Consider the following 25,918-nt stretch of genomic DNA (forward strand, 5'->3'; position numbering starts at 1 on the left):
GGGGCGACGGCTTGGTCATCTCATCTATGGCAGACAGTCTTGTGCGCGGCATGGAATCCGTGGGCGACAGCGTTTCCGAAGCTCTGTTCGAGCCGGTCATCCGCCTTGGTGTCACCGGGTTAGCGCGTTCGGGCAAAACGGTGTTCATCACCTCGCTTGTTGCAAACCTGCTGGACCGTGGGCGAATGCCGGGCCTTGTTGCGCAGCATGAGGGACGGATCAACGCAGCTTACCTTCAGCCGCAGCCTGATGATACCGTGCCCCGGTTCGACTATGAAAACCATCTTGCTGCGCTGACCGGGCCAAACCCGCATTGGCCCGAAAGCACCCGCGCGGTGTCCGAGCTGCGCCTGTCGTTCAAGGTTCGCCCTGCCGGTCTGCTGTCTGGCCTGAAGGGGCCGCGAACCGTGCATCTGGATATTGTGGATTATCCGGGCGAATGGTTGCTGGACTTGGCCCTGCTGGACAAATCCTATGACGACTGGTCAACCGAAACGCTGAACCGCATCACAGAGCGGGCCGAGGCACAAGATTTTCTGGCGCAGGCCAAAGCGGTCGCGCCAGAGGCAAAACATGATGAGCCGGTGGCGCAATCTTTGGCGCAGGCGTTCTCGGGCTATCTGAACAGGGCGCGCGATGCCGGGTTTTACGATTGTACGCCGGGACGGTTCCTGTTGCCGGGTGATCTGGCGGGATCACCGGTTCTGACCTTCGCGCCGCTGCCAGTCGAAGGGGTCGCCACCCGTAACAGCCTGCACCGCGAAATGGCGCGGCGGTATGAGGCCTATAAATTGCGCGTGGTCAAACCGTTCTTTCGCGAACATTTTGCCCGGATCGATCGACAGGTTGTTCTGGTTGACGCGCTGGGTGCGATTCACAAAGGGCCAAAAGCGGTTGAGGATATGCGCAAGGCGATGGGGGATATCCTGTCGGCCTTCCGTCCGGGGCGCAACGCGTGGCTCAGCCAGTATCTTCTGGGCAAACGGGTCGAGCGCATTTTATTTGCCGCCACCAAGGCCGATCATTTGCACCACCTGCAGCATCCACGTCTGACCAGCATCTTGGAGGCGTTGACACGCGACGCCCGTGACCGCGCCAGTTTTGCCGGGGCCGAGACCTCGGCTGTGTCACTGGCGGCTTTGCGGGCAACAACCGAAGAGATGCGAACCCATGAAGGAGTGCCGCTTGCCTGCGTGCGGGGCACTTTGCTTGACGGCAAGCAGGCGGCCTTCTACCCCGGTGAGTTGCCCGAAGACCCTGCTCATTTGCTGGGGCCAGCCCGCAGCGGAGCAGAAAGCTGGCTGGGCGAAGACTATGGGTTCATGAGTTTTGCGCCTGCGAACCTGACCCTGCGATCGGGTGACGGCCCGCCCCATATCCGGCTTGATCGCGCGGCCCAGTTCCTGATCGGAGACCGGCTATGACCGTAACGCTCCGCCCTGCGCGCAGCACCGATGCTGGCGCGACGGGGAAAATCCTGCATGGTTTTGCTTGTGAAAATGAGTGGATGCCAGAGCTGCATTCCTGTGCCGAAACCATCGCCTTTTGCGGCGTGATGATTGATCGCGACTGGATCACCGTTGCTGAAAACGAGGATGGTGTAGTTGGTTTTCTGGCATTGAATGGTTCAGAGGTCCATTCGCTTTACCTGCGTGCGTCAGCGCGCAATCAGGGCATTGGGCAGCGCCTGTTGGATCAGGCGAAATCTGGCCGACAAAAGCTGTCCCTGTTCGCCTTTCAGGCCAACCATGGCGCGCGAAGATTCTACGAGCGCAACGGATTTGCCGAGATTGCCCGCGGTGACGGGGCCGATAATGACGAAAACCTGCCGGACATCAAATTTGTCTGGAACAGAGAAAGGGCTGCTGATGGCTAAGGGTCCGGTTCTGATCGATCTTGATCCCGAGGAACCTGTTGCGGATGTCGCTTTGGCACCGCCCGTTCCGGATGCGGGCGAACCACAGGGGAAGGCGATGCAGGCCGCCGCGCGTCTGGCTGCACGGAAACCGTCGGCCCTGTCACGCTGGTTCTGGGGACTGGCGGCGGCGGTCATCGGCGCGGTTGTCTCGGTGGCGGCATGGGATTTTGTGACCGCTTTGCTGTTGCGCGCGCCGGTTTTGGGATGGGTCGTAACTGGCCTGATTGGCGCGTTGCTGCTGGTTGCCCTGATCATCGCTTTGCGAGAACTTGCCGCGATCGGGCGGCTTTCGCGTGTTGATGGAATCCGTCGCGCCGCAGACACCGCGTTGGCAGAGGCGGATCTGACGCAAGCCCGCGCCGTAACCAACCGGTTGTTGGCATTTTACAACGGGCGCGAGGACGTTCGATGGGCCCGCGATAGGCTGGCCGAACGTATCGCCGAGCCTTTCGATGCCTCGGATCTGATGGCTCTGGCCGAGGATGAGCTGCTGGCCCCTCTGGATGCCGCGGCCAGTCGAGAAGTCGAGGCCGCTGCGCGTCAGGTCGCGACGGTGACCGCTCTGGTTCCTTTGGCTCTTGCGGATGTGGCGACGGCTTTGGCCGCTTCGCTGAGGATGATCCGCCGCGTTGCCGAGATCTATGGTGGGCGGGCCGGTTTTCTGGGCAGTTGGCGCCTGACCCGGGCGGTCTTTGTGCATCTGGTTGCAACCGGCGCCGTGGCTATGGGCGACGACTTGCTGGAACCGGTGCTGGGCGGCTCTGTCCTAAGCAAACTGTCGCGGCGGTTTGGCGAAGGCCTGGTTAACGGGGCGCTTAGCGCGCGCGTCGGCGTGGCCGCGATGGAGGTCTGCCGTCCTTTACCGTTCTCGGACCGTCACAAGCCCTCGACCCGGTCGATGATCAAGCGTGCGCTGGCGGGGCTGTTTTCGAAAACTTGACCTGAGACAAAGCGTTCCTGCCAGCCGCGCATCATAACAAAGCAGGAGGCACCCATGACAGACCATGGACACAGCCAGCAAGAAATCGCGGCACGTATCAACGCGCCGCCGGGGCGTGGCGTTTTGCGTGATGTGGTTTACGGCGGGATCGATGGATCAGTCACCACTTTTGCCATCGTTGCGGGCGTTGCCGGGGCGGGGCTGTCACCGTTCATCATCATCGCGCTGGGGCTGGCCAATGTGCTAGCTGACGGGTTTTCGATGGCGGCGGGTAACTACTCGGGCACCAAGGCTGAACTGGATAACATCCGGCGCATTCGCGCGATCGAGGAGCGTCATATACATCTTTACCCCGATGGTGAACGGAACGAGGTGCGCGAGATTTTAGCCCAGAAAGGACTGTCGGGCCGTGTGCTGGACGAAGCCACCGATGCGATCACGGAAAACCATGACAACTGGATCGACCTGATGATCGAGGGAGAATATGGCCTGGGCAGCGTCGATCCGCATCCGCGCAAAGCTGCGGTGGCGACGTTTTTTGCTTTTCTTGTGGCCGGCATGGTACCGCTTTTGCCGTTTCTGTTTTCGGTGGACCGGGCATTTGCTGCTTCGGCCTGGATGACGATGGGTGTTTTCTTTGCCATTGGTGCCCTCAAAAGCCGCTGGTCGCTGGCTCCGTGGTGGCGGTCAGGGATCGAAACGCTGCTGATTGGTGGGGCCGCTGCCGCAATCGCCTATTTCGTCGGTTCACTGTTTCACCCCTAGCGGTCGGAATTGTCGCAGTTTGCCCGGTGCCGCAGACGGCTGCCGCTCGACCCGCTAGGTTGGGGCGCAACTTCAGCAGGTAAGGTGCCCGATGCAAGGTTCTGGGAAAAATATACTTGTTCTAGGCGCTTATGGGTTTATCGGCGCGGCGATGATGCGGTCTCTTTCGGATCGAGGTGCCAATGTATGCGGCCTTGTGCGCGATACAAACCTGGGTGAGAAAATCCTGCCCGGGATGTCTTTGGCTCAGGGAGATTTGCGCCAGCTCACGCACCCACACGATTGGCGGGAAATTCTGTCAGGTTTTGATTGTATCGTGAACTGCGCCGGGGCGTTGCAGGACGGACCAAAGGACGATCTCGAGGCGGTGCATCACACTGCGATTGCCGCCCTCGGGCAGGCCTGCGCCGCGCGCGGCATTGCCGTGATACAGATTTCTGCAACCGGAAGCAGCCCAGAGGCCGACACGGAATTTATGCGCACCAAAGCCTCCGGGGATTCCGCCTTGCAGGCCAGTGGTGTGCGGCTGTGGATTCTAAGGCCGGGCCTTGTGATCGGGCAGACTGACTATGGTGGAACGACCTTGTTGCGCATGCTGGCCGCAATTCCGCTTGTGCAACCGATCGCCTTTCCGCAGACGCTGGTTCAATGTGTTGGACTGGCCGATTTGTGCAGCGCCGTGGCGGCGGCCATTGATGAGACGTTGCCACAGGGAACCTATGATCTGGTCGAGGATCAGGCTCATTCGCTGTCCGAGGTTCTGGACGAAACCCGCCATTGGATGGGGTTCCCTAAGGCACGTGTTCGGATAACAGCACCGGCTGTGGTTGCTAAATTCGCCGCCGGTTGCGCCGATCAACTTGGGCGCTTGGGGTGGCGTTCGCCCCTTCGCAGCAACGCGATGACAGTCATGGCGAGCGGAGTTCTTGGTGACCCGGTCCCTTATCGCATGGCGACGGGTCAATCCATGCTCTCAATGCCCGAGATTTATCGCAGCATGGCCTGTTCCCGCGAACACAGGTTGGCTGCACGGATGTCGTTGCTGATGCCGTTGACGGTTGCGGTGCTCAGCCTTTTCTGGGTTCTCTCAGGTGTTTTCGGATTGCTGAGCCTGCCGCAAGCCACACAAGTCCTAACCGTCGCAGGCTGGACCAGTGGTGCCGCTGTGGTCAGTGTGCTGTTCTGGTCATGTGTCGATATCTTTCTGGGGCTTGCGATCCTTTGGCGTCCCTGGGCAGAACGCGCCTGCATGGCTCAGCTTTGTGTGGCGGTATTCTACTTATTGGCGGCCTCATTTATGGTTCCTGCCTTGTGGCTCGACCCGCTTGGACCGCTTGTTAAAGTCATTCCCGCGATCATGTTGTCGCTGGTCGCACTGCCAATGGTGAAAAGCCGATGATGGACCCGGATCTGATCTTGCGCTGGTTTCATGTGATCGGGGCCTGCGTCTTGTTGGGAACCGGGGCCGGAATCGCATTCTTCATGCTGATGGCCCATCGGTCACGCGACCCGCGTTTCATTGCCCAGACGGCGGCAATCGTGGTGCTGGCCGATATGCTGTTCACCACAACCGCCGTTGTTTTGCAGCCAATTTCAGGTGGCTTGCTCGCCTTCAGATTGGGCTGGTCACTGGTCGAAGGGTGGGTGCTGCTGTCACTATTGCTGTATGTCTTGACCGGGGTCTTCTGGCTGCCGGTCGTCTGGATGCAGATAAAGATGCGGAACCTCGCGCAAGAGGCGGCAGATCGCGATACTGCTCTGCCGCGTTCGTATTTCATATTGTTCCGGCTTTGGTTTGCATGTGGGATCCCCGCATTTCTGGCCGTTTTGGCCATAGTCTGGCTGATGGTTTCCCGCCCTTCGATAGACCTGTTTTGATTTCAGGCCATGTCGCGGTATGCAGGACGGTATTCCGGACTGTTTCTACCTGATGCATCAGGTTAGCCTGCAGAGAATTTGATAGGAGAAACAGGTTGGAATCCCTTCTGGTCCTTCTTGCGTTGGTTGCGCTGGCTATTCCTTTGACCATTGTGCTGCTGCTTGTCAGTCAGGTTCGGTTGCGGCGGCGGGTCGTCCGGTTAGAGGCGGACATCCTGTCACTGAAACAAGGCACCAATACTGAACCAGAACCCGCGACAGAGCCCGAGCCCAAGGCGCAGGATATTCCGACCAAAGCGCCTCCAGTGTGGCCGATAGCCGACCAACCTGAGACCGAACAGCCAATCCCCCCGCAATCTCCTCAAGAAGCACTGGTTTTCAGCTCTGACCGTTTCGCGTTGCTGCAGGAATGGCTGCAGGAAAACTGGTTCTATGTCGTTTCGGCACTGTCGCTGGCACTGGCGGGAATTTTCTTGGTGCAATACGGCGTCGAGAACGGGTTGCTGCCGCCGTCGGCACGTGTCGTTGCCGCATTGCTGTTTGGCGCGGCGCTGATTGTCAGCGGAGAGGTCATTCGCAGGCGCTATGGCGATGGCGTGGACTCCGCGAGCGCCTATTTGCCCTCGGTGTTCTCAGGCGCGGGGCTGGTCACACTGTTTGGCGGCGTTCTGGCGGCGCGGCAACTATATGGCTTGATCGGCCCTGAATTTGCGCTTGTCGCCATGATTGGCGTTGCATCTGTCGGGCTGGTTTTGGGCTGGTTCCATGGTCCGCTATTGGCAGCTGTCGGACTGACAGGTGCCTTTGCCGCCCCATTCTTGGTCGGTGGCTCTTCGGATGATCCGACCTGGTTATATGGCTACTTCCTGACCATAACGGTTCTGGGCCTGGGCATAGATACAGTGCGCCGATGGGCGTGGATTTCGGTTCTGACACTGGTCGGAGGTTATTCTTCGTGTCTGCTGCTGGTCCTGTCGGAACCGATGACAGAGCCGGGCTATCTGACCTGCATCACCGCCTTTGCGCTCATCACTATTGCGATTCCGGTCCGGCGAATTTGGCCTGATCACACCGGCCCGATGGTCAGCGAAATGACCCGACGCCAAAGCGGCGAGGCATGGCCCGAGTTTCCGGCGCGTCTGGCATTTGGTGCGGTTGCGGTCAGCTCGGCCATCCTGGCGCTGCACTGGCCGGATTCCGCCGGTGAGTTCTGGTTGAGCCTGACGCTTTTGGCTGGTCTGGCCTTTGCGATGATCGTTTGGACAAGCGGGTCGAGGGCGCTTCAGGACATCAGTGTTTTCCCGATTGTTGGCCTTGTCTGGCTCGTATTTCTCCAGGGGTGGGATCGGGGCAAGGTCGCACAGCGTTTTGCTGAGACCTATGCCGAAACCCCCGAGGCGGATTTTCCCTTTGTCGTTACATTGCTTGTGGCACTGGGTGCAGCCCTGTCGGTTGCGGCGGCGTGGCGGTCGATGCAGCAGGGGCGCCATGGCGTGGTCTGGGCGGCTGGGGCGGTAATAACCGCACCGATACTTGCCATCGCTCTTGAGATCGCTTGGCGCCCGGCCGAGGTTTTGGGCGCGTATTTCTGGGGGCTGCACGCAATGGCTCTGGGTGCCTTGATGGTGGTCTTTGCCGAACGATATGCGCGCGTGGATGGTGAACAACGTATACGTCCTGCGCTGGCCACGTTATCCGCGCTGTCCTGTCTTGCATTTGCCTGTGTCATCGTGCTGAGTTCTGGCGCCCTGACGATTGCGCTGGTTGTGACCGTTGTAGCCGCTGCCGCGCTGGATCGTCGGTTCAACCTGCCTCAGCTCGGTTGGTTTATCTGGGCCGGGGTCTTCACGGTGACTGTGCGGCTAATCCTGAACCCGGGCCTGTACTGGGCCAATACGGTGCCGGTCGGTGAAATGACGTTGGTCTATGGCGCCGCCACCCTTGGATATGTTCTCGCCTGGGGCCTGATCCGGGGATTGAACCGCCCCGTTGCAATCTTGCTGCTGGAAAGCGCAGCCTGGGCAACCGCGGGGATATTGCTGTCATTGCTGCTGCTGCGCTGGCTGGAAGGGTTCGGTCAAGGAGGGATGGAGGATAGCCATTGGGGGTTGGGCCTTATGGCGGTGATCTGGCTGCTGTTGGCGGCGGCACAGATACGGCGGTTCGATTTGGGCGGGCCGTTGAACTATGTCCGCTATGGGCTGGCGGCGTTCTTTGCCGCCCATGCCCTGTTCCGACTTGCGCAAGCGCTGACCGAGGCAAATCCCGTTCTTTATATGCACAGTGATCCCGTGTTGGGGCCTGCGCTGATGAACACGCTTGCCATAGCCTACCTTCTTCCTGCCGGGGTCCTTGCCATGTCAGCCTGGCGCATTGAACAGATGCCGGTTTGGTTGCGGCAGGGCTGTTTTGGTCTTGCGGGTGCGCTTGCAGCATATTGGTTGGGTGCTTCTATTCGTCATTTCTGGCAGGGTCCCGGTGGCATGTATATCGGGGCTGGGGTCAGCCAACCAGAGCTTTACACCTATACCTTGGCCCTTTTGATTGCAGGCGCGGCGCTATTTTATCAATCTTTGGCCCGTCGGTCCGACCTGTTGCGCAAAGTGGGGCTGGCTGTGATCGGACTGGCCGTGGCTAAGGTATTTCTGATCGACATCGCCGGGCTGGGCGGCCTGATCCGGGTCTTTTCGCTGCTGGCGCTGGGGCTTGCACTGGCCGGTTTGGCGTGGCTGAATCGCTGGGCAAAGCTGCGCCAATCGCCACAAGAGGCGGAACCTCTGGACCATTAGCTGTGAGCGTCCTATAAGCGCGGCCATGTATGCCCGTCTGGCCATCATTATTCGAATTATTTCCCCGGCGCTCTGACCACTGAGACGCCGGGCAAAGGTGTTTGAGAACTCGCACCGACCGCTTCGATCCCAATACGACCAGATCATCCAAAGGACGCCCCCAATGTGCGCCGACACGACCCAAACACCTGATTACAAAGATACGCTGAACCTGCCCAAAACCGACTTCCCCATGCGCGCAGGCCTGCCCAAGCGCGAGCCCGCATGGCTGGAACGCTGGGAACAGATCGGTGTCTATGACCGCCTGCGTGAAAAACAGGGCCGCACGCCCTTTACGCTGCACGATGGCCCTCCGTATGCGAACGGTCACCTGCACATCGGCCACGCGCTGAACAAGACGATCAAAGACATGATCGTGCGCAGCCATCAGATGATGGGCCACGACGCGCGCTATGTGCCAGGATGGGATTGTCACGGTCTGCCGATCGAATGGAAGATCGAGGAACAGTACCGCAAGAAGGGCAAGAACAAGGACGAGGTGAACGTTGTCGACTTCCGTCAGGAATGCCGCAAGTTCGCCGAGGGCTGGATCGACATCCAGCGTGAAGAGTTCAAGCGTCTGGGCATCACCGGCAACTGGGCCGATCCCTACATCACCATGGACTATCACGCCGAGGCTGTGATCGCGGATGAATTCATGAAGTTCCTGATGAACGGCACGCTCTATCAGGGGTCCAAGCCAGTCATGTGGTCGCCGGTTGAAAAAACCGCACTGGCCGAAGCCGAGGTCGAGTATCACGACAAGGAAAGCTTCACCATCTGGGTGAAGTTCAAGGTTGTGAATGCGGGCGATCTGGATGACGCGTTTGTTGTGATCTGGACGACAACCCCTTGGACCATGCCGTCGAACAAGGCTGTGGTCTATGGCAAGGACATCTCCTACGGGCTGTACGAAGTCACTGATGCGCCAGAGGAATGTTGGGCTGCTGTTGGCGACAAGTTCCTGCTGGCGGACAATCTGGCCGCTGACGTGCTGGGCCGCGCCCGACTGAATGACGACCAGTGGAGCCGCGTCCGTGATGTCACAGCAGATGAGCTGTCATCTGTCCAACTGGCCCACCCGCTGGCCGGGGCCGAGGGCGGTAACGGCGAATGGGATGACATCCGCGACTTCCGCGCGGCTGAGTTCGTGACCGACACCGAAGGAACGGGGTTTGTTCACTGCGCGCCGTCGCACGGGATGGAGGAATTTGAGCTCTACCGTGATCTTGGCATGCTGGAGCAGGTCATCACCTATAACGTGATGGACGATGGTTCGTTCCGCGCTGATCTGCCTTTCTTTGGCGGCAAATACATCCTGTCCCGCAAGGGCGGTGAGGGTGATGCCAACAAGTCCGTGATCGATAAGCTGGTTGAGGTTGGCGGGTTGCTGGCGCGCGGAAAGATCAAGCACAGCTATCCGCATTCCTGGCGCTCGAAGGCTCCGATCATCTATCGCAACACGCCGCAATGGTTTGCCTCGGTCGACCGCAAACTGGACGACGGCATGGGCGAAATGGGCGATAGCATCCGCGAACGCGCCCTGCGTTCGATCGACGAGTTGGTGAAATGGACCCCGCAGACCGGCCGGAACCGTCTGTATTCCATGATCGAGGCCCGGCCAGACTGGGTTCTGTCGCGCCAGCGCGCCTGGGGCGTACCGTTGACCTGCTTTACCAAGAAGGGCGCTTTGCCGACCGATCCCGATTTTCTGCTGCGCGACCCTGGCGTGAATGCGCGCGTCAAAGAAGCGTTTGAACAGGACGGGGCCGATTGCTGGTATCTTGACGGCGCGAAAGAGCGCTTCCTGGGCAATGACTATAACCCGGATGACTGGGATCAGGTGTTCGACGTTCTGGATGTTTGGTTCGATTCGGGCTCGACCCATGCCTTTGTGCTGCGCGACCGTGAGGACGGCACCGAGGACGGCATCGCCGATGTATATATGGAAGGCACCGACCAGCATCGTGGGTGGTTCCATTCGTCCATGCTGCAGGCCTGCGGCACCAAGGGCCGCGCGCCCTATCGCAACGTGGTGACCCATGGCTTTACGCTCGATGCCAAGGGCAACAAGATGTCCAAATCGCTGGGAAACACCATCGTGCCCGAAGAGGTCATCAAGCAATACGGTGCCGATATCCTGCGCCTGTGGGTGGCTCAGACCGATTACACCGCTGACCAGCGGATCGGACCTGAAATCCTGAAGGGCACCGCCGACAGCTATCGTCGGTTGCGCAACACCATGCGGTTCATGCTGGGCTCGCTGGCTGATTTTTCTGAGGCCGACCGGGTGGACCCTGCGGATATGCCGCGCCTGGAACGCTGGGTGCTCAGCCGTCTGGCCGATTTGGATGAACAGGTGCGAAAAGGATATGCGTCTTTCGACTTCCAGGGCGTATTCAGTGCGGTGTTCACCTTTGCAACCGTTGATCTGTCGTCCTTCTATTTCGACGTCCGCAAGGATGCGCTGTATTGCGACGGCGACAATCTGCGCCGTCGTGCCGCGCGCACCGTGCTGGATATACTGTTCCACCGTCTGACCACATGGCTGGCCCCAGTTCTGGTCTTCACTATGGAAGAGGTCTGGCTGGAGCGTTTCCCGGGTGACGACAGCTCGGTCCATCTGGTGGACTTCCCGGAGACGCCTGCCTACTGGCGCAATACCGAGCTTGAGGCTGGCATGGCCAAGATCCGCCGGGTCCGCCGCGCTGTGACTGCCGCGCTCGAAGTTCAGAGACAGGATAAGGTCATCGGTTCCAGCCTTGAGGCCGCACCGATCGTGCATGTCGAAGATGGTGAAACCCGCGATCTTCTGGCAACGTTTGACGTCGATGACATGTGCATCACGTCCGGTTTGACCGTCACCGGAGATCCGGCCCCGGCCGAGGCGTTCCGCGTGCCGGAAATCGAGGGCGTGGCCGTGGTGTTCGAAAAGGCTGAGGGCGAGAAATGTCAGCGCTGCTGGAAAATCCTGCCTGATGTTGGGCGCCATGCGCATGACGGCGTGTGCGGGCGTTGTAACGACGCGCTGAGCTAATCAGTGTTCTGCGGCTGAGGCGGAGTCTTTTGCGAGGCTCTGCCTCGCGCTCCGAGGTATTTTTGGCCAGATGAAGATCCGGATCCGCAGAATTCGGGTTGTGATGCGCGCGGTTTCTGTCAGCCTGTTCGCATGGGAATGATTGCGGTTGAGACCCGTTTCGGGACTTTGGGTGTTGAAGGAACAGATGGCGCGGTGACGCGTCTGATCTGGAATGGCGGCAATCAGGGCGAAGTCACGCCCCTGTTGCAGGAGGCCGCCGCGCAGCTGCGCGCCTATGATCAGGGGCGGTTGGACAGGTTCGATCTGCCTTACCGTATCGAGGGGTCGGAATTCCTGCGTCAGGTTTGCGACCTGATGTTTGCCATTCCGCTGGGCGAAACCAGAACTTATGGTGATCTCGCGAAGGAACTCGGTCAGCCCCCGCAACCTGTGGGGCAGGCCTGTGGCGCCAATCCCATTCCGGTGATTATCCCCTGCCACCGGGTGCTGGCCGCAAATGGGCTGGGCGGGTTTTCAGGTGATGGCGGGATTGAAACCAAAGTCGCGCTGTTGCGCCATGAACGCGCCGCCGGTCTGCTGATCTAGAAAGCGGAATTCTGTTGCAATCCCGCTGGTTGATGCCCAATTTGTTTCAAATAGAGATTTCAAAGGATCGCATGGTATGACCGATCAACCAGACCTGGCAGCTCGTAAAAAGGCCATCATCGACCGCCTTATGTCACTTGAAGAGCAAGAGCTTGCGACCGCGCAGGCGCATTACGACGCTTTCCTGAAAGATTCGCAGCTTGATGACCGGGAAGGGCATGACAAGGATGACATCGCAGCCTCGCGTGAGAATGCCGATCTGGCAGCAGCCTTCGATGCGCCGGTTCATGCTCATCATGCCAAGATCGATGTGATCGAGAATACGGATTTTGATCTGACCGACAGGGTGCAACCGGGTGCGGTGGTCAAGTTCAACAACCGGCGCTTTGTGGTCTGCGTCTCGACCACGCGGTTCGAAGTGGACGGCAAAACCTATATGGGCATCTCAACCCAAAGCCCGATTTACCTGGCGATGGCTGGCCTGCAACAGGGTGATGTGTTCGCTCATAACGGAACCGAGTTCGAGGTGCAGGAGGTCCTGTGACCTTAAGCTTTGCGCGGCGGGATCACCTGCTGGGCAATTCCTGCGAACACCAGATACAAGCTGGTGATCACCAGACCCCAATGGGCCCAGCTTTCGGGGTGGAAATCGACCCAGGCAGCCCATCCGGCGAAGAAGGTCCAGGCAAATGCCATCGGCAATGACACATTGCGCCAACGTTCTGTGCGCACTGGGTGGATGAACTTCAATGGCAGGAACATCGCCAGCGAAAGCAGCGTCACCAGCAGCAGGATAACCCAGAAATTGGGCTCGAGCGCGAAGATCACGATGACGAACATGTTCCAGCAGCCCGGAAAGCCGGAAAAGGAATTGTCCTTCGTCTTCATCCTAGTGTCGGCAAAATACATAGCGCTGGCAAAGGTGATGACAATGATGGCGAACCAGCCGGTCCAGCCGTCCATCAAGCCCGATTTGAACAGGGCAAAGGCCGGGATGAACACATAGGTCAGGTAATCAATGATCAGATCCAAAAGCACGCCGTCAAATTCCGGGGCGTTCTTTTTGACGTGATAGTGCCGCGCCAAGGGCCCGTCGATACCGTCCACAATAAACGAGACGACCAGCCACAGATACATCAGGCTCCATTTCTCTTCGACGGCGGCCAGCATGGCGAGCATTGCAAATACGGCGCCGGTCGCGGTGAATAGATGTACGGAAAGAGCTTTGAATCTGTGTGTCATGGTGTCTCTTGAATGATGCGCGGGCCAGATGCAAACCAAAAGCCCGGTCAATGTGGATAGCGTTTGCTCAGGCTTTTGGGTGGGTGCGGTTGTAAACTTCCATCAGGCGCGCCGTGTCGACCGCAGTATATGCTTGGGTGGTGGACAGCGATGCGTGGCCCAGCAATTCCTGAATGGTGCGTAGATCACCGCCCGCAGACAGCAGGTGGGTCGCGAAACTGTGGCGCATGGCATGGGGTGTTACAGTGGAGGGCAGCCCAAGCTGCTGGCGCGCTTTGGCCATCACACCTTGAATGGCTCGGGGGTTCAGGGGGCCTCCGCGAACCCCGCGAAACAGTGCCTTCTCCCTGGATTGGGGGTGGGGGCACAGCTTTACATATTGATCTACAGCTGTTTGCGCGACCGGCAGGACCGGGACGACCCTTTCCTTGTTTCCCTTGCCGGTGATCCGCAGCGAGTTGGGCAAAGGGGTATCCGCTCCGGTCAGTGAGAGAGCCTCGGAAATACGCAAACCGCAGCCATATAAAAGAGTAACGACCGCAACGTCCCGGGCAGAAACCCAGTCGCTGGCGGATTGCATCTCGACCGTTTCAATCATCGCACGCGCGGCATCCTCGGCCACGGGGCGAGGGAGCTTTTGGGTAAATTTGGGGGCGCGGGTCGACAGAACTGCGGTCGGCTCAAACCCTTCACGCTCGGAAAGCCAACGGTAGAAGGTTTTTACGGCGGAAAGTTTGCGCGCAAGCGAGCGCGAGCCAACGCCGGATGCGCGCTGATCGGCCATCCATGCCCGCATGTCCGAGATTGTAATCCGTGCAATCGCCGCCATCCCCTGGCTTTCGCTATGGTGCAGTGTCATGAAGGACAGAAATTCGGACACATCCCCCCGATAGGCGGTAAGCGTGTTTTCGGACCGGCCTGACAAGGCCCCCAGGCCATCAAGCCAGTTTTGCAGTGCGTCACGACAAGCCGGAGAAATAAGGCTCACGACAGCCAATGGCGCATCGACCGTTCGAAGACACCAGCAAAGAAAGTCAGAAGATCCGTGCCCAGCTTTGGCGTAAAGTGCCTGGGGTCTATTGCGCTCATGATGATCATGCCAGGCAGGCGGCCTTCGCCCAAATCCAGCCTCAGACAAGCTTCGGAGCGCAGGTGATCCGCATCACTGCCGAATATCCTGTGCGCGGGGTGGATGATTTCACGCAAGACGACCTCGCGTGCTGGGCCGCTGTGGTCAAAGGTCAGATAGTTGTCGACGAAACCGGGTTCGACGATGGCCAGAACGCCTGCCAGTCTTGAGATTGCCGGGTCTTTCTGGACTGCCGTCGTTTCGAGAACCAGCGTAATGCGTTCGACACGCAGTATGTCAGCCACATCTGCACCAAGTATATGCAGGAATTCCTCAAATCCGACCGGTTCAAGTAGCCGAAGAATGGCCCGATGAACCTGATTTGTGCCGGCCAGATTTTCATAGGCTGCCGCAATGACCGAGCGGTGCGTATCCTCCAGCCGGTCCAGCCGGGCCTCGAGCCGTTGCATGGCTATGCCGCGCAGGTCGATGACGTTATTCCCGCGCGCCTGCTCATTTGCGGTGACGAGGGCCTGCATCAGGTCCTTGTCATCCAGAATGGCATCTGGTTCGGCCAGAATCGCCTCGCGCAAGGTGTCCTTGAGTATGGTGTTGCTGCTCATGTCCTGTCCGGTCTTTTTATTTTTTGGCCTTATAGCACGGCTTGCCGGATCTGCCTCGGGAAAAATGAGCGTCAATTTGAATTTCGCGGGGAATGTGGTCGGGAAAACTCCGGTCTGCAGAGATCTGATCCGAGATCAGATTCAAAGCAGCTGGGCCGAGCGCGGCGCCAGGGGCGCCGCGCGGGTTCGCGCAGAATCAGAGGATTTTCTGACCCGTTTTGGCCCAATCGGACAGGAAAGTTTCAAGGCCTTTATCGGTCAGCGGATGATCGGCCAGCTTTTTGATCACGGCGGGTGGTGCGGTGATCACGTCGGCACCGATGCGGGCGCTGTCGGTCACATGGTTCACGGTGCGGATCGAGGCGGCGAGGATTTCGGTCTCATACCCATAATTGTCATAGACCTGACGGATATCAGCGATCAGGTCCATGCCATCTAGGTTGATGTCATCCAGACGTCCGATGAAGGGTGAGATGAAGGTTGCGCCGGCTTTGGCGGCCAGAATCGCCTGATTGGTCGAGAAGCAGAGGGTCACATTGACCATCTGGCCTTCGTCACTAAGCGTTTTGCAGGTCTTCAGGCCCGCCCATGTCAGCGGCACTTTGACAGCGATATTCGGGGCGATCTTGGCCAGCTTGCGACCTTCGGCGATCATGTCGTCGGCTTCGGTTGCCACGACTTCGGCCGAGACCGGTCCGTCGACCAGATCGCAGATTTCCTTGGTCACTTCCAGAATATCGCGGCCTGACTTCAGGATCAGCGAAGGGTTGGTGGTCACACCGTCCACCATGCCCAGATCGTTCAGTTCGGCGATTGCGTCGATCTCGGCTGTGTCTACGAAGAATTTCATGCGGGCAGTCCTTTGATGGGTTGGCCTTGGTCGCGGATGGCTTTACCTCAAAGAGACCCATGCTGGAACCCCTTGCCAAGGATATGCATTGAGCACTCAGGAGTTTTTCGACCAAGGTGAGTTGGTGGCGGTGCTGACCGCCCAACCGCTGGACCGGACGCTTGACTATAAGGCGCCCGAGGGCGGGTGCTTTCTGGGCGCTTTTGTCGAGGTGCCGCTGGGCCCGCGCAAGGTCTTGGGCGTGGTCTGGGGGCCGGGGCAGGGTGGCTTTGACCTTGCCAAGGCCCGCTCGGTGATCCGGGTTCTGGAGGTCGCGCCGATGCGCGAAGAGATGCGCCTGTTTCTGGGGCGCGTCGCCGATTACACGCTGACTCCGATGCCTGCGATGTTGCGATTGGCTACGCGCGCACCCGGATTGGGCGATCCGCCTTCGATGCGCAAGGTCTATCGGCTTGGCGACAGGGACCCTGACAGGGTGACCGACGCGCGGACCCGTGTGTTGGAGGTGCTGCGCGACTACGGCGGGTTGGCCTTTACGCTGAAGGAACTGGCCGAACAGGCGGGTGTGACCTCTTCAGTCGTGAAGGGGTTGGTCAAACTCGGTACGGTTCGCGAAGAAGACAGCCCGCGCGATCTGCCCTATCCACATCTGGATCCGGATCTGCCGGGCAAGGCGTTGACCGATGATCAGGCCTCAGCAGTGGAAACCCTGCAATCTGGCCTGCGAACGGGTGATTATGGCACGACCCTGCTGAAAGGCGTCACCGGGTCGGGCAAGACCGAGGTTTATCTTGAGGCCGTCGCCGAAGCGTTGCGCCAGGGGCGGCAGGCGCTGGTTCTGCTGCCCGAGATTGCCCTGACCGCCGAATTCCTGACGCGCGTTGAGGCACGGTTCGGCGCGCGCCCGGCAGAGTGGCATTCGGGCGCGACGATGACCGAACGCCGCCGAGTCTGGCGCATGGTGGGGCAGGGCGATGCACAGCTGGTTGTCGGCGCGCGCTCGGCCCTGTTTCTGCCGTTTCGCAATCTTGGGTTGGTCGTGGTCGATGAAGAACATGACACCTCATACAAACAAGAAGATGGGGTGCATTACAGCGCCCGTGACATGGCTGTGCTGCGGTCCGCAATTTGCGGCGCGCGCGTTATTCTGGCAAGTGCGACGCCGTCACTGGAAAGCTGGGCCAATGCCGAAGCAGGCAAGTATGAGCGGCTCGATTTGACTTCGCGCTTTGGCGATGCGGTGTTGCCCGAGATGAAGCCCATCGACATGCGGACCGAGAAGATGCAGCCGGGGACGTGGATTTCTCCATCGCTGCGGCAGGCCGTCTATCAGCGGATCGAGCGGGGTGAACAATCCCTTCTGTTTATTAACCGCCGGGGATATGCGCCGGTCACCCTTTGCCGGGCTTGTGGCGAGCAGATTGCCTGTGATCACTGCGATGCGCGCATGGTTGAACACCGGTTTCTCAAGCGTCTGATGTGCCACCAATGTGGCGAGACCAAACCCATGCCCGAGGTCTGCCCCTCCTGTCAGGTCGAGGGCAAGCTGGCCCCGGTCGGGCCGGGGATCGAACGGCTGGCTGAAGAGGCTGAGGCAACATTTCCCGAGGCAAATATTGCCATGCTGTCATCCGATCTGTTTGGATCGGCGCGCGCATTGAAAGCAAAGATCGAAGAGATTGCTGCCGGTGACGCCGATATCGTCATTGGTACGCAGCTGGTGGCCAAGGGGCACAATTTTCCGAAACTGACATTGGTGGGTGTCATTGACGCCGATCTCAGTCTGCATGGGGCGGACCTGCGCGCCGCCGAACGCACATTCCAGCTGATGCGGCAGGTGGCTGGCCGCGCCGGGCGCGCGGATAAGCCCGGACAGGCGCTGTTGCAGACCTTTCAACCGGAACATCCCGTCATTCGCGCCATCCTTTCGGGCGATGAAGAAGGATTCTGGAAAGCCGAGGCCGCCGGGCGGCTGGCCGCCGGTGTTCCCCCCTATGGACGCATGGCCGGTATCGTTCTGTCTGGCCCCGAGGTCGGTCCCGTTTTTGACATCGGCAACGCCATGGCCCGCAACGACGCCCCGTTGCGGCAGATCGGTGCCCAGGTCTTTGGTCCAGCGCCTGCGCCCATTGCGCGTATCCGCGGGCGACACAGGGTGCGGCTGCTGGTCAAAGCCCCCAAAGGAGCGCCAATTCAGGATGCCATCGCCCGTTGGATAGCACCGCTGCGGCTGAAGGGTGACATCAGGCTGACCGTTGATATTGACCCGCAAAATTTCTACTGACCTCTGCATTCATGCAGAGCCAATGTGCGTGCCCTTCTTCCCACTCGCCAAAACCTGAAAATGGGCGTAGAGGGACTCTCATGCTGAAACCCATGCCACTTTCCGAGGCGCAAAGCCTTCCGTTCTGGCGCCGTCCCATCACGCTTTTATTCGTGATGGCACTGACCATGCCCATTGCTTTCAACGCATGGAGCGCGTTGTTGAACAATTTCGTTATTGAAGTGGCGAATTTCGACGGTGCCGACATCGGCCTGCTGCATACCGTGCGCGAGATCCCAGGCTTTCTGGCTGTAGGCGTAATTGCCGTGATCTTGTTTGTTCGGGAGCAGGTGCTGGCGATGATCTCGCTGATCATGCTGGGTGTTGCGACTGCGGTGACAGCGTGGTTCCCAAGCCTTGGTGGCTTGCTGTTCGTCACACTGCTGAGCTCGATCGGGTTCCACTATTATGAAACCGTGAACCAATCCCTTCAGCTGCAGTGGTTGCCCAAGGACCGAGCGCCGCAATTTCTGGGCTGGATGGTCGCCATGGGATCAGCTTCGACATTGGTTATCTATGGGCTGATTGTCCTGACGTGGGATCGGTTCGATCTGTCCTATAACACTGTATTCATGGCTGCGGGCGGGCTGACGGCTTTGCTGGCGTTGTTCTGTCTGGTCGCCTATCCGCAGTTCGACGCGCCGACTCCGCAGACCAAAAAAATTGTGCTGCGCCGCCGATACTGGCTATACTATGCGCTTCAGTTCATGGCGGGCGCGCGTCGTCAGATCTTTGTCGTTTTCGCCGGTTTCATGATGGTCGAGAAATTCGGGTTTGAGGTCCACGAACTCACCGGTCTTTTCTTGATCAACCTGGTTATCAACATTTCGGTTGCGCCGATGCTGGGCAAAGCTGTGTCCGTATTCGGTGAACGTAGCACTTTGATTTTCGAATATGCAGGCCTGGCAGTTGTATTTGCAGCCTATGGCGGCATTTATTGGTTCGGTTGGGGTGTTGTTCTGGCGGCTACTCTCTATGTGATTGACCATGTGCTTTTCGCTCTGGCTCTGGCGCTTAAAACCTATTTCCAGAAAATTGCCGATCCGGCAGATATTGCGCCAACCGCAGCGGTTGCCTTTACGATCAACCATATCGCCGCGGTATTCCTACCAGCGCTTCTGGGCCTGCTCTGGGTGTACTCGCCCGGAGCGGTCTTTGCAGTGGCTGCAGCGATGGCGTTGATTTCGTTATCGCTGTCGCTGCTGATCCCGCGCCACCCAGAGCTTGGGAATGAGACGATACTGTCGAAATACGCGCCCGCTCCGGCGGAATAGCTGCCAATGCTTGACCTTCGCGGGCCCGCACCCTAGGCGCTGTGTCAGCTGACACAGGAGGCTCCCATGCCCACATTCACCGCGCTTACCACCCTGACCGGCAAAAAGTCCGCCGATGGTCTGGGCGAAGCCATGGAGCGTCTTGATCCCGAACCCACGGGCGTGGGCGTATTCGAAGTCGAAGATGGCTCGGGCCTGTGGGAGATTGGCGGTTACTTCACCGAAGCGCCGGATGAAACGGCACTGGCGGTTCTGGCGGCTGCGTTCGGATCCAAACCCTTTGTAATCTCGGAACTGCCCGAAACCGACTGGGTCGCCCATGTCCGCCGTGAATTGGCGCCTGTCGAGGCCGGCCGCTTTTTCGTCTATGGCTGTCACGATGCCGACAAGCTGCCCGAAGGCCGTATCCCTTTGTTGATTGAGGCTGCAATGGCTTTCGGTACCGGGCATCACGGCACCACCCTTGGGTGTCTCAAGGCTCTGGATTTTCTGCTCGATCAGGGTTTTACCGCGACAAAAGTTGCAGATATCGGTTGCGGCACCGCCGTTCTTGCGATGGCCGCCGCTCGTGTTTGGGAGGGGGACATCATCGCCAGCGATATTGATCAGGTTGCTGTCGAAGTTGCTGAAGCCAACCTGAAGGCAAACGGCATGTCAGGGAAGGTTCAATGTGTCGAGGCTGCGGGGTTCGATCATCCGGAGCTGAAATCTCTTGCGCCCTATGACCTGATATTCGCCAACATCCTCAAGGGCCCATTGGTGGCCCTGGCGCCCGAAATTTCAGCGAATCTGCGGGTCGGGGGTAAGGCGATTCTATCGGGAATCCTTAACGAGCAAGCCGAGGATGTTGTTTCCGTTTATCTCCAAAATGGTTTCAATGCCTCTAGAAATGACCAAATTGGTGAATGGACGTCGCTAGTCTTAACCAAACAGGGCTAAAATCGGGCCATTTGCAGGAGTTTTGTGGAGTTTCGCCTCTTTTTTGTCGCAATCTGTTTTTACCGTCAATGACGTGGAATTGGGGGGCGGTTGATTTGGAGGCTGCCATGACTGGAAAACAAATTGAATTTGATCAGCGCGTTCATCGGCTGAACAAGAAACATTCGAAGATGACCCGTGGTTATCGTGCGACTATGCGCAAAGATGGCCTGGTTGTTATGAAACCACAGCGGGTTCAGTCCGCGGTGCCTGCAAAGGCTCTGCTGATCTGCTTGGCTGGGCTGTTCGCATTCAAAACGCTTTTGCTGACCAGCTTGGGGTCGTCGGCCTACCAGTATCGTGTCGATAGCCTTGCGCAAGGGACCGAAGTGGAGAAGGCGGGGGCATGGATCATGCAGATCGACCCGGTATCACAGGCCCTCTCGTCTCAACTCAGCAAAGTTCTCCGCTAAGTTTCTTCCGCTTTGATTAGAAACGCCGCGTATCCGGGGATACGCGGCGTTCTTCTTTGCCCCGAGGGAGAAGGGGAAAATCAACGGTAGGTTTGCTTTGCCTTAACGGCGGCCTTCCACGACGATTTCAATGTCGCCACGGCACAGGCCGATATCTTCCAGCTCGCGGTCCGACAGACCGCTCAGCGCGTTGCGTGTAACGCGGGCATCATTCCATTCGACAACGGCGTTTACGACCATTGCGAAAGTCGCGCCGATACGGCCGACGAGGCCAAATGAGCCAGTGGTGGTGCGGGTTGTGTCCAGTGCAGCCATATCCTGTTTCCTTCCGGTTTGTGTTAAACTCTGATCTTGCGATCTGACGGGCATTTAGGGATGGTTTTCTGACTGCACAAGCATAGAAATTGCATGTGTCCTATGCGTTTTTTGCAATGCTCGAAAAACATGAAAACGCCTTAATTTATTGGCAATTTTGCCTTCATCAAACTGGTCGAAACCCGACATTTTCCGGTCGTAATCAGCTCATTCTGTCGGAGACAGGACGACCGTGTCGCAATCTGACCATCAGTCAATTCGCTTGGAAAATGTTCTTGTTTCGTGCTAGTCGGTAAAAAAGAACACACAAACCCGAGCAGGCCGAGGCTATATATGCGAATTCTGGGCATTGATCCGGGGCTACGGACCCTGGGATGGGGCGTCATCGAATCACATGGCAGCCGTCTCAGTCATGTTGCCAATGGGTTATGTAAATCGGACGGGGATGATCTGGGAGAGCGGTTGCTATCGCTCCATAATCAGATCGTCGAAGTGATTGCTGAACATCAGCCCGATCAGGCCGCCATCGAACAGACCTTTGTGAACAAGGACGGAGCCGGTACGCTTAAGCTGGGTCAGGCGCGGGGTGTGGCGTTGTTGACGCTGGCGCAGGCCGGGTTGCCAGTGGGGGAATATGCGCCCAATCGAGTCAAGAAAACGGTTGTGGGCGTGGGCCATGCCGAAAAGGAACAGGTTCTTCATATGGTCAAGTTGCAACTGCCGGGCTGTCAGCCCAAGGGCGCGGATGCCGCGGATGCGCTGGCGATAGCGATCTGTCATTCCTTTTACGGGGCAACGCCACAGTCGCGGATGAAACAGGTGCGGGCATGATTGGCAAGCTGACAGGCCGGTTGGATTACCGCGCGCCGGATCACGTGCTGATCGACGTGCGTGGGGTCGGCTATCTGGTCTATTGCTCGGACCGTACGATGGCTGCGCTGCCGGGCGTGGGTGAGGCGATCTCGATCTACACCGACATGGTGGTGCGCGAGGATTTGATGCAGCTTTACGGGTTCCTTTCGCTGGTCGAGAAGGAGTGGCATCGCCTGCTGTGCTCGGTGCAAGGGGTCGGGGCCAAGGTTTCGCTAGCAATCCTCAGCGCCTTGGGCCCCGATGGTGTCAGCCGGGCGATTGCTCTGGGCGATTGGGGGGCGGTCAAGGCAGCCAAGGGCGTGGGCCCCAAAACCGCGCAGCGGATCGTGCTGGACCTCAAAGACAAGGCGCCCGGCGTTATGGCCATGGGCGGCACGGTGACCGAGGCAATGGATGGCCCCGAATTGGACGTCGTGGAGCTGACCGAACCGGCGCCAGTACCAAAACAACGGCTCACCATAGCGCCATCGGGGAATGCCGCAGCATCTGCCGGGGCATTGTCGGCACTCTCCAATCTGGGCTATGGCCCGTCCGAGGCCGCGTCAGCCGTGGCCGAAGCCGCGGCGAGCTTGCCCGAAGCGGGTGAGGCGGACCTGATCCGCGCTGCGTTGAAACTGTTGGCTCCGAAAGGGTGATAGAATGGTAGATGCCGATCCCACCCTGCGCCCCGAGCCGTTGCCGGAAGACAATGACCGCGCCTTGCGCCCGCAGGGACTGGACGAATTCATCGGTCAAGCCGAGGCGCGCGCCAATCTGCGTATCTTTATTCAATCAGCTCGCCAAAGGGGTGAGGCAATGGATCATACGCTGTTCCATGGCCCTCCCGGTCTGGGCAAGACCACGCTGGCGCAGATCATCGCGCGTGAGTTGGGCGTGAATTTTCGGATGACATCTGGCCCGGTTCTGGCAAAGGCGGGCGATCTGGCGGCGATCCTGACCAATCTGGAAGCGCGCGATGTGCTGTTCATTGACGAAATCCATCGATTGAATCCAGCGGTCGAAGAGGTCCTGTACCCGGCGATGGAGGATTTCGAGCTGGATCTGGTGATTGGTGAAGGCCCGGCCGCGCGCACGGTGAGGATCGAGTTGCAGCCGTTTACTCTGGTCGGGGCCACAACCCGGATGGGGCTGCTGACCACGCCGCTGCGCGACCGCTTTGGCATCCCGACACGCCTGCAGTTCTATACCGTTGATGAATTGCACGAGATTGTCACCCGCAACGCGCGCAAGCTTGGAGCACCGGCTGATGACAGTGGTGCCCGAGAGATCGCGCGCCGGTCACGCGGAACACCTCGGATCGCCGGGCGCCTGCTGCGGCGGGTGGTGGATTTCGCAATCGTCGAAGGCGATGGACGGATCACCCGCGATTTGGCTGATGGGGCGTTGACGCGGCTGGGGGTCGATCATCTGGGGCTGGACGGCGCGGACCGCCGGTATCTGAAGCTGATCGCCGAGAATTACGCGGGCGGGCCGGTAGGTATCGAAACCTTGTCGGCAGCTCTGTCGGAAAGCCGGGACTCGCTGGAGGAGGTGATCGAACCCTTCCTCTTGCAGCAAGGCCTGATCCAACGCACACCGCGTGGCCGGATGCTGGCGCAGAAGGCGTGGACGCATCTGGGCATGGCCGCACCCAAGGGGCAAAATGATCTGTTTGGTTGAAGCCGCGCGTGCGAGCTTTTAAGGATTTCGCCAAACATTGTCCGATTGCCGAGGATTGCGCGTGACACCCGACGACATTCAAGCCCTGTTCACCCGCGAAAGCGGAGAGTTCCTGTTTGCGCGGTGGGGCCGCCCCATCGTGCCGATCGTCTTTGGGGTCGAAGATGAAAGTTTGGCCACGGTCAAAGGCGCGTTCGAGGCAGTGGTAACACTGGCAGGGCATCAGATGGCGGAAACCGACTCCGAGCTTGGCGCCAACTGCATGGTCTTTTTCTTCCGCGACTGGAAAGAACTGACAGAAGTGCCCGATCTGGACCGTTTGGTCCCTGATCTGGGGCCGTTGGTTGATCGGTTGATCGCGGCCGATGCCAACCAGTACCGGATATTCCGTTTTGAAGAAGACGGCGCCATTCGTGCGGCCTTTGTGTTTTTGCGGATGGACAATGAATTGTCGCAAGTCCCCGCTGAAACGCTTGCGCTCAGCCAGGTGGTGCAAACGGTGCTGCTCTGGTCCGATACCGCTTTTCGCAACCAGTCGCCTTTGGCAGTGGCGGGTGACGCGACGATATTGCGACCAGACATTGCCGGGTTGATCCGGGCGGCATACGATCCTGTCCTGCCGGGCGCGGCGCAAGATGCCTCTCATGCGCTGAGATTGTTTGCCAGATTGGATCAACCGCAATGAAGCACGTCTATTCCGTTAAAGTATATTACGAAGACACCGATATGGGCGGCGTGGTCTATCACGCTAACTATTTAAAATACATCGAACGCGCCCGGTCGGACTATGTGCGGCGCCTGGGCAATGACCAAAATGCCATGCGTGACGCAGGTATCGTTTGGGTCGTGCGCCGGATCGAGGCGGAATACCTGGCCCCGGCTAAATTTGACGACGATCTGGAGATCGAGACCGAAATCAAATCTCTGTCCGGTGTCCGTCTGATCATGGCGCAAGTGGTCAAACGGGGCGAAGAGGAGATTTTTCGCGCCATCGTTACCGCCGTCTGTATGAATGCGCAGGGCAAGCCCGTACGCCTTCCGGCAGAGATTCGCGCATTGTTGTAACAATTTGCAGGACCCGGGTGGTTCTGTTGGCAATTCGCCCCCATCTGCGTTAGCGTTTGACAAAACAAGGCCGTAAGGCTGTCAGGCAAAACAAAGAGCAGGTTCATGGAAGCTGAAACGCTGGCGCTGGCGCAGGAGATCGATTTCTCCATGTGGGGGCTTTTTGCCCGCGCGACTTTTATCGTTAAACTGGTAATGCTGATGCTGATTGGCGCATCAGTCTGGTCCTGGGGGATCATCATCCAGAAACTGATCAATTACCGTGCTGCAAGGCGTGAAGCTCAGGTTTTTGATGAGGCTTTCTGGTCCGGGAACCCCTTGGATGAACTGTTCGAGCAGATCGGTACCCAACCCGATGGCAGTTCGGAGAAGATATTTGCCTCGGGCATGATCGAATGGCGCCGCTCGCACCGCACTGATGGCGGTCTGATAGCTGGTGCCACCTCACGCATTGATCGGTCGATGGATGTGGCCATCGCGAAAGAGGCCGAGGCGCTGCAAAAGGGCCTGCCCATTCTGGCCACTGTCGGCTCAACTGCACCCTTCATCGGTCTGTTCGGAACGGTCTGGGGTATCATGAATGCGTTCATCGAGATTGCCGAGCAGCAGAACACCAACCTGGCTGTTGTTGCGCCCGGTATTGCCGAGGCGTTGCTGGCCACCGGCCTGGGCCTGTTGGCCGCGATTCCGGCGGTGATTTTCTATAACAAACTCAGCGCAGATAGTGATCGGATCGTTGGAGGCTATGAAGCCTTTGCCGATGAGTTCGCCACCATTCTGTCGCGCCAGCTGGACAGCTGAGATGGGGGCTGCGGTTCAGCAATCCTCGGGCGAGAATGGACGCCGGCGGGGTCGGCGTCGCGGTCGCGCGCAGCCGATGGCTGAGATCAACGTCACACCCTTTGTGGACGTTATGCTGGTGCTGCTGATCATCTTCATGGTGGCCGCGCCCTTGCTGACTGTTGGTGTGCCTGTTGATCTGCCCAAAACGGCGGCCAGTGCGCTGCCTGGCGATAACGAGGAACCTTTGACCGTCACGCTGACCGCGGATGGCAGGGTGCAAATCCAAACCACGGATATTCTGCGCGAAGAGCTGATTGGCAAACTACGCGCCATCGCAGCAGAACGCAGTAGCGACCGAGTGTTTTTGCGCGCGGATGGTGCGATCCCTTATGCGCAGGTGATGCAGGTAATGGGCGCGCTTAATGCGGGTGGGTTCTCCAATGTGGGGCTGGTGACCGATACGGGCGGCCCGACACTGGACGACGGTGGAGAGTGAG

At 58.9% G+C, this 25,918-nt stretch carries 26 protein-coding genes; 21 read left to right on the top strand and 5 right to left on the bottom strand.

Annotation, left to right across the window (positions count from 1 at the left end):
- The first annotated feature begins 11 nt into the window (after window positions 1-11).
- The 10 genes from AC2FJ5_RS08760 (at window position 12) to AC2FJ5_RS08805 (ending at window position 12,498) form a co-directional block, all read left to right on the top strand.
- The gene (locus AC2FJ5_RS08760; RefSeq protein WP_496793114.1) at window positions 12-1,424 is read left to right on the top strand and encodes a YcjX family GTP-binding protein; all 1,413 of its coding nucleotides are present in this window, start codon (window positions 12-14) and stop codon (window positions 1,422-1,424) included.
- Window positions 1,421-1,876: a GNAT family N-acetyltransferase gene (locus AC2FJ5_RS08765; RefSeq protein ID WP_142640138.1), complete on the top strand. Its 456-nt coding sequence runs from the start codon at window positions 1,421-1,423 to the stop codon at window positions 1,874-1,876. Before AC2FJ5_RS08760 ends, AC2FJ5_RS08765 begins: the two co-directional genes overlap by 4 nt.
- The gene (locus AC2FJ5_RS08770; protein WP_496793132.1) at window positions 1,869-2,858 is read left to right on the top strand and encodes a YcjF family protein; all 990 of its coding nucleotides are present in this window, start codon (window positions 1,869-1,871) and stop codon (window positions 2,856-2,858) included. Before AC2FJ5_RS08765 ends, AC2FJ5_RS08770 begins: the two co-directional genes overlap by 8 nt.
- Window positions 2,859-2,912: 54 nt before the next feature.
- Window positions 2,913-3,623 carry a VIT1/CCC1 transporter family protein gene (locus AC2FJ5_RS08775; RefSeq protein WP_281973820.1) on the top strand — a complete coding sequence of 237 codons (711 nt, stop codon included), beginning with the start codon at window positions 2,913-2,915 and terminating at the stop codon, window positions 3,621-3,623.
- Window positions 3,624-3,714: 91 nt separating this feature from the next.
- Complete coding sequence (locus tag AC2FJ5_RS08780) at window positions 3,715-5,022, top strand: SDR family oxidoreductase (protein WP_496793115.1); 1,308 nt, start codon at window positions 3,715-3,717, stop codon at window positions 5,020-5,022.
- Complete coding sequence (locus AC2FJ5_RS08785) at window positions 5,022-5,501, top strand: DUF2269 family protein (protein ID WP_496696953.1); 480 nt, start codon at window positions 5,022-5,024, stop codon at window positions 5,499-5,501. The genes AC2FJ5_RS08780 and AC2FJ5_RS08785 overlap by 1 nt, the downstream gene beginning before the upstream one ends.
- 95 nt (window positions 5,502-5,596) lie before the next feature.
- Complete coding sequence (locus tag AC2FJ5_RS08790) at window positions 5,597-8,290, top strand: DUF2339 domain-containing protein (RefSeq protein WP_496793116.1); 2,694 nt, start codon at window positions 5,597-5,599, stop codon at window positions 8,288-8,290.
- 163 nt (window positions 8,291-8,453) lie between these two features.
- Window positions 8,454-11,366 carry an isoleucine--tRNA ligase gene (gene ileS, locus AC2FJ5_RS08795; protein WP_496793117.1) on the top strand — a complete coding sequence of 971 codons (2,913 nt, stop codon included), beginning with the start codon at window positions 8,454-8,456 and terminating at the stop codon, window positions 11,364-11,366.
- Window positions 11,367-11,498: 132 nt separating this feature from the next.
- Entirely contained in the window at window positions 11,499-11,954 is a 456-nt protein-coding gene (locus AC2FJ5_RS08800; protein WP_496692328.1) for a methylated-DNA--[protein]-cysteine S-methyltransferase, read from the top strand.
- A gap of 76 nt (window positions 11,955-12,030) precedes the next feature.
- Window positions 12,031-12,498 (top strand): GreA/GreB family elongation factor, encoded by a 468-nt coding sequence (locus AC2FJ5_RS08805; RefSeq protein ID WP_142640155.1) that lies wholly within the window; start codon window positions 12,031-12,033, stop codon window positions 12,496-12,498.
- Window positions 12,499-12,500: 2 nt separating this feature from the next.
- Here the strand turns inward: AC2FJ5_RS08805 and AC2FJ5_RS08810 are convergent, their stop codons facing one another.
- From AC2FJ5_RS08810 to fsa, 4 genes are all read right to left on the bottom strand, one after another.
- Complete coding sequence (locus AC2FJ5_RS08810) at window positions 12,501-13,196, bottom strand: CDP-alcohol phosphatidyltransferase family protein (RefSeq protein WP_271952286.1); 696 nt, start codon at window positions 13,194-13,196, stop codon at window positions 12,501-12,503.
- 67 nt (window positions 13,197-13,263) lie between these two features.
- On the bottom strand, window positions 13,264-14,184 hold the full coding sequence (locus AC2FJ5_RS08815; RefSeq protein WP_496793118.1) for a tyrosine recombinase XerC: 921 nt from the start codon (window positions 14,182-14,184) through the stop codon (window positions 13,264-13,266).
- The gene (locus tag AC2FJ5_RS08820) at window positions 14,181-14,888 is read right to left on the bottom strand and encodes a DUF484 family protein (protein ID WP_496793119.1); all 708 of its coding nucleotides are present in this window, start codon (window positions 14,886-14,888) and stop codon (window positions 14,181-14,183) included. The genes AC2FJ5_RS08815 and AC2FJ5_RS08820 overlap by 4 nt, the downstream gene beginning before the upstream one ends.
- Window positions 14,889-15,084: 196 nt before the next feature.
- Window positions 15,085-15,738 carry a fructose-6-phosphate aldolase gene (gene fsa, locus AC2FJ5_RS08825; protein WP_142640163.1) on the bottom strand — a complete coding sequence of 218 codons (654 nt, stop codon included), beginning with the start codon at window positions 15,736-15,738 and terminating at the stop codon, window positions 15,085-15,087.
- Between the two features lie 88 nt (window positions 15,739-15,826).
- Between fsa and AC2FJ5_RS08830 the strand changes: the two genes are divergently transcribed.
- The 4 genes from AC2FJ5_RS08830 to AC2FJ5_RS08845 all read left to right on the top strand — a co-directional run bounded on the left by AC2FJ5_RS08830 (window position 15,827) and on the right by AC2FJ5_RS08845 (window position 20,726).
- Window positions 15,827-18,022, top strand: coding sequence for a primosomal protein N' (locus AC2FJ5_RS08830; RefSeq protein ID WP_496793120.1), 2,196 nt, complete (start codon window positions 15,827-15,829; stop codon window positions 18,020-18,022).
- A gap of 80 nt (window positions 18,023-18,102) precedes the next feature.
- Entirely contained in the window at window positions 18,103-19,335 is a 1,233-nt protein-coding gene (locus AC2FJ5_RS08835; RefSeq protein ID WP_496793121.1) for an MFS transporter, read from the top strand.
- A gap of 66 nt (window positions 19,336-19,401) precedes the next feature.
- On the top strand, window positions 19,402-20,274 hold the full coding sequence (locus tag AC2FJ5_RS08840; RefSeq protein WP_496692331.1) for a 50S ribosomal protein L11 methyltransferase: 873 nt from the start codon (window positions 19,402-19,404) through the stop codon (window positions 20,272-20,274).
- 107 nt (window positions 20,275-20,381) lie between these two features.
- On the top strand, window positions 20,382-20,726 hold the full coding sequence (locus AC2FJ5_RS08845) for a hypothetical protein (protein ID WP_142640171.1): 345 nt from the start codon (window positions 20,382-20,384) through the stop codon (window positions 20,724-20,726).
- Between the two features lie 102 nt (window positions 20,727-20,828).
- Here AC2FJ5_RS08845 and AC2FJ5_RS08850 read toward each other — a convergent pair whose 3' ends face one another.
- On the bottom strand, window positions 20,829-21,041 hold the full coding sequence (locus tag AC2FJ5_RS08850; protein ID WP_142640173.1) for a DUF1127 domain-containing protein: 213 nt from the start codon (window positions 21,039-21,041) through the stop codon (window positions 20,829-20,831).
- Window positions 21,042-21,374: 333 nt separating this feature from the next.
- Between AC2FJ5_RS08850 and ruvC the strand changes: the two genes are divergently transcribed.
- The 7 genes from ruvC (at window position 21,375) to tolR (ending at window position 25,917) form a co-directional block, all read left to right on the top strand.
- Window positions 21,375-21,872 carry a crossover junction endodeoxyribonuclease RuvC gene (ruvC, locus tag AC2FJ5_RS08855; RefSeq protein WP_142640175.1) on the top strand — a complete coding sequence of 166 codons (498 nt, stop codon included), beginning with the start codon at window positions 21,375-21,377 and terminating at the stop codon, window positions 21,870-21,872.
- Entirely contained in the window at window positions 21,869-22,549 is a 681-nt protein-coding gene (gene ruvA / locus AC2FJ5_RS08860) for a Holliday junction branch migration protein RuvA (protein WP_496793122.1), read from the top strand. Before ruvC ends, ruvA begins: the two co-directional genes overlap by 4 nt.
- Before the next feature lie 4 nt (window positions 22,550-22,553).
- The gene (ruvB, locus tag AC2FJ5_RS08865) at window positions 22,554-23,573 is read left to right on the top strand and encodes a Holliday junction branch migration DNA helicase RuvB (protein ID WP_142640179.1); all 1,020 of its coding nucleotides are present in this window, start codon (window positions 22,554-22,556) and stop codon (window positions 23,571-23,573) included.
- Window positions 23,574-23,634: 61 nt separating this feature from the next.
- Window positions 23,635-24,258, top strand: a complete 624-nt coding sequence (locus AC2FJ5_RS08870) for a hypothetical protein (RefSeq protein WP_496696932.1) — start codon at window positions 23,635-23,637, stop codon at window positions 24,256-24,258.
- Window positions 24,255-24,638 (top strand): tol-pal system-associated acyl-CoA thioesterase, encoded by a 384-nt coding sequence (ybgC, locus tag AC2FJ5_RS08875; RefSeq protein WP_142640183.1) that lies wholly within the window; start codon window positions 24,255-24,257, stop codon window positions 24,636-24,638. The genes AC2FJ5_RS08870 and ybgC overlap by 4 nt, the downstream gene beginning before the upstream one ends.
- Window positions 24,639-24,743: 105 nt before the next feature.
- The gene (tolQ, locus tag AC2FJ5_RS08880; protein ID WP_496793123.1) at window positions 24,744-25,439 is read left to right on the top strand and encodes a protein TolQ; all 696 of its coding nucleotides are present in this window, start codon (window positions 24,744-24,746) and stop codon (window positions 25,437-25,439) included.
- A gap of 1 nt (window position 25,440) precedes the next feature.
- Entirely contained in the window at window positions 25,441-25,917 is a 477-nt protein-coding gene (tolR, locus tag AC2FJ5_RS08885) for a protein TolR (RefSeq protein ID WP_496793133.1), read from the top strand.
- The last annotated feature ends 1 nt before the right edge of the window (window position 25,918 follow it).

The organism is Ruegeria sp. CDSA221 (assembly GCF_059611825.1).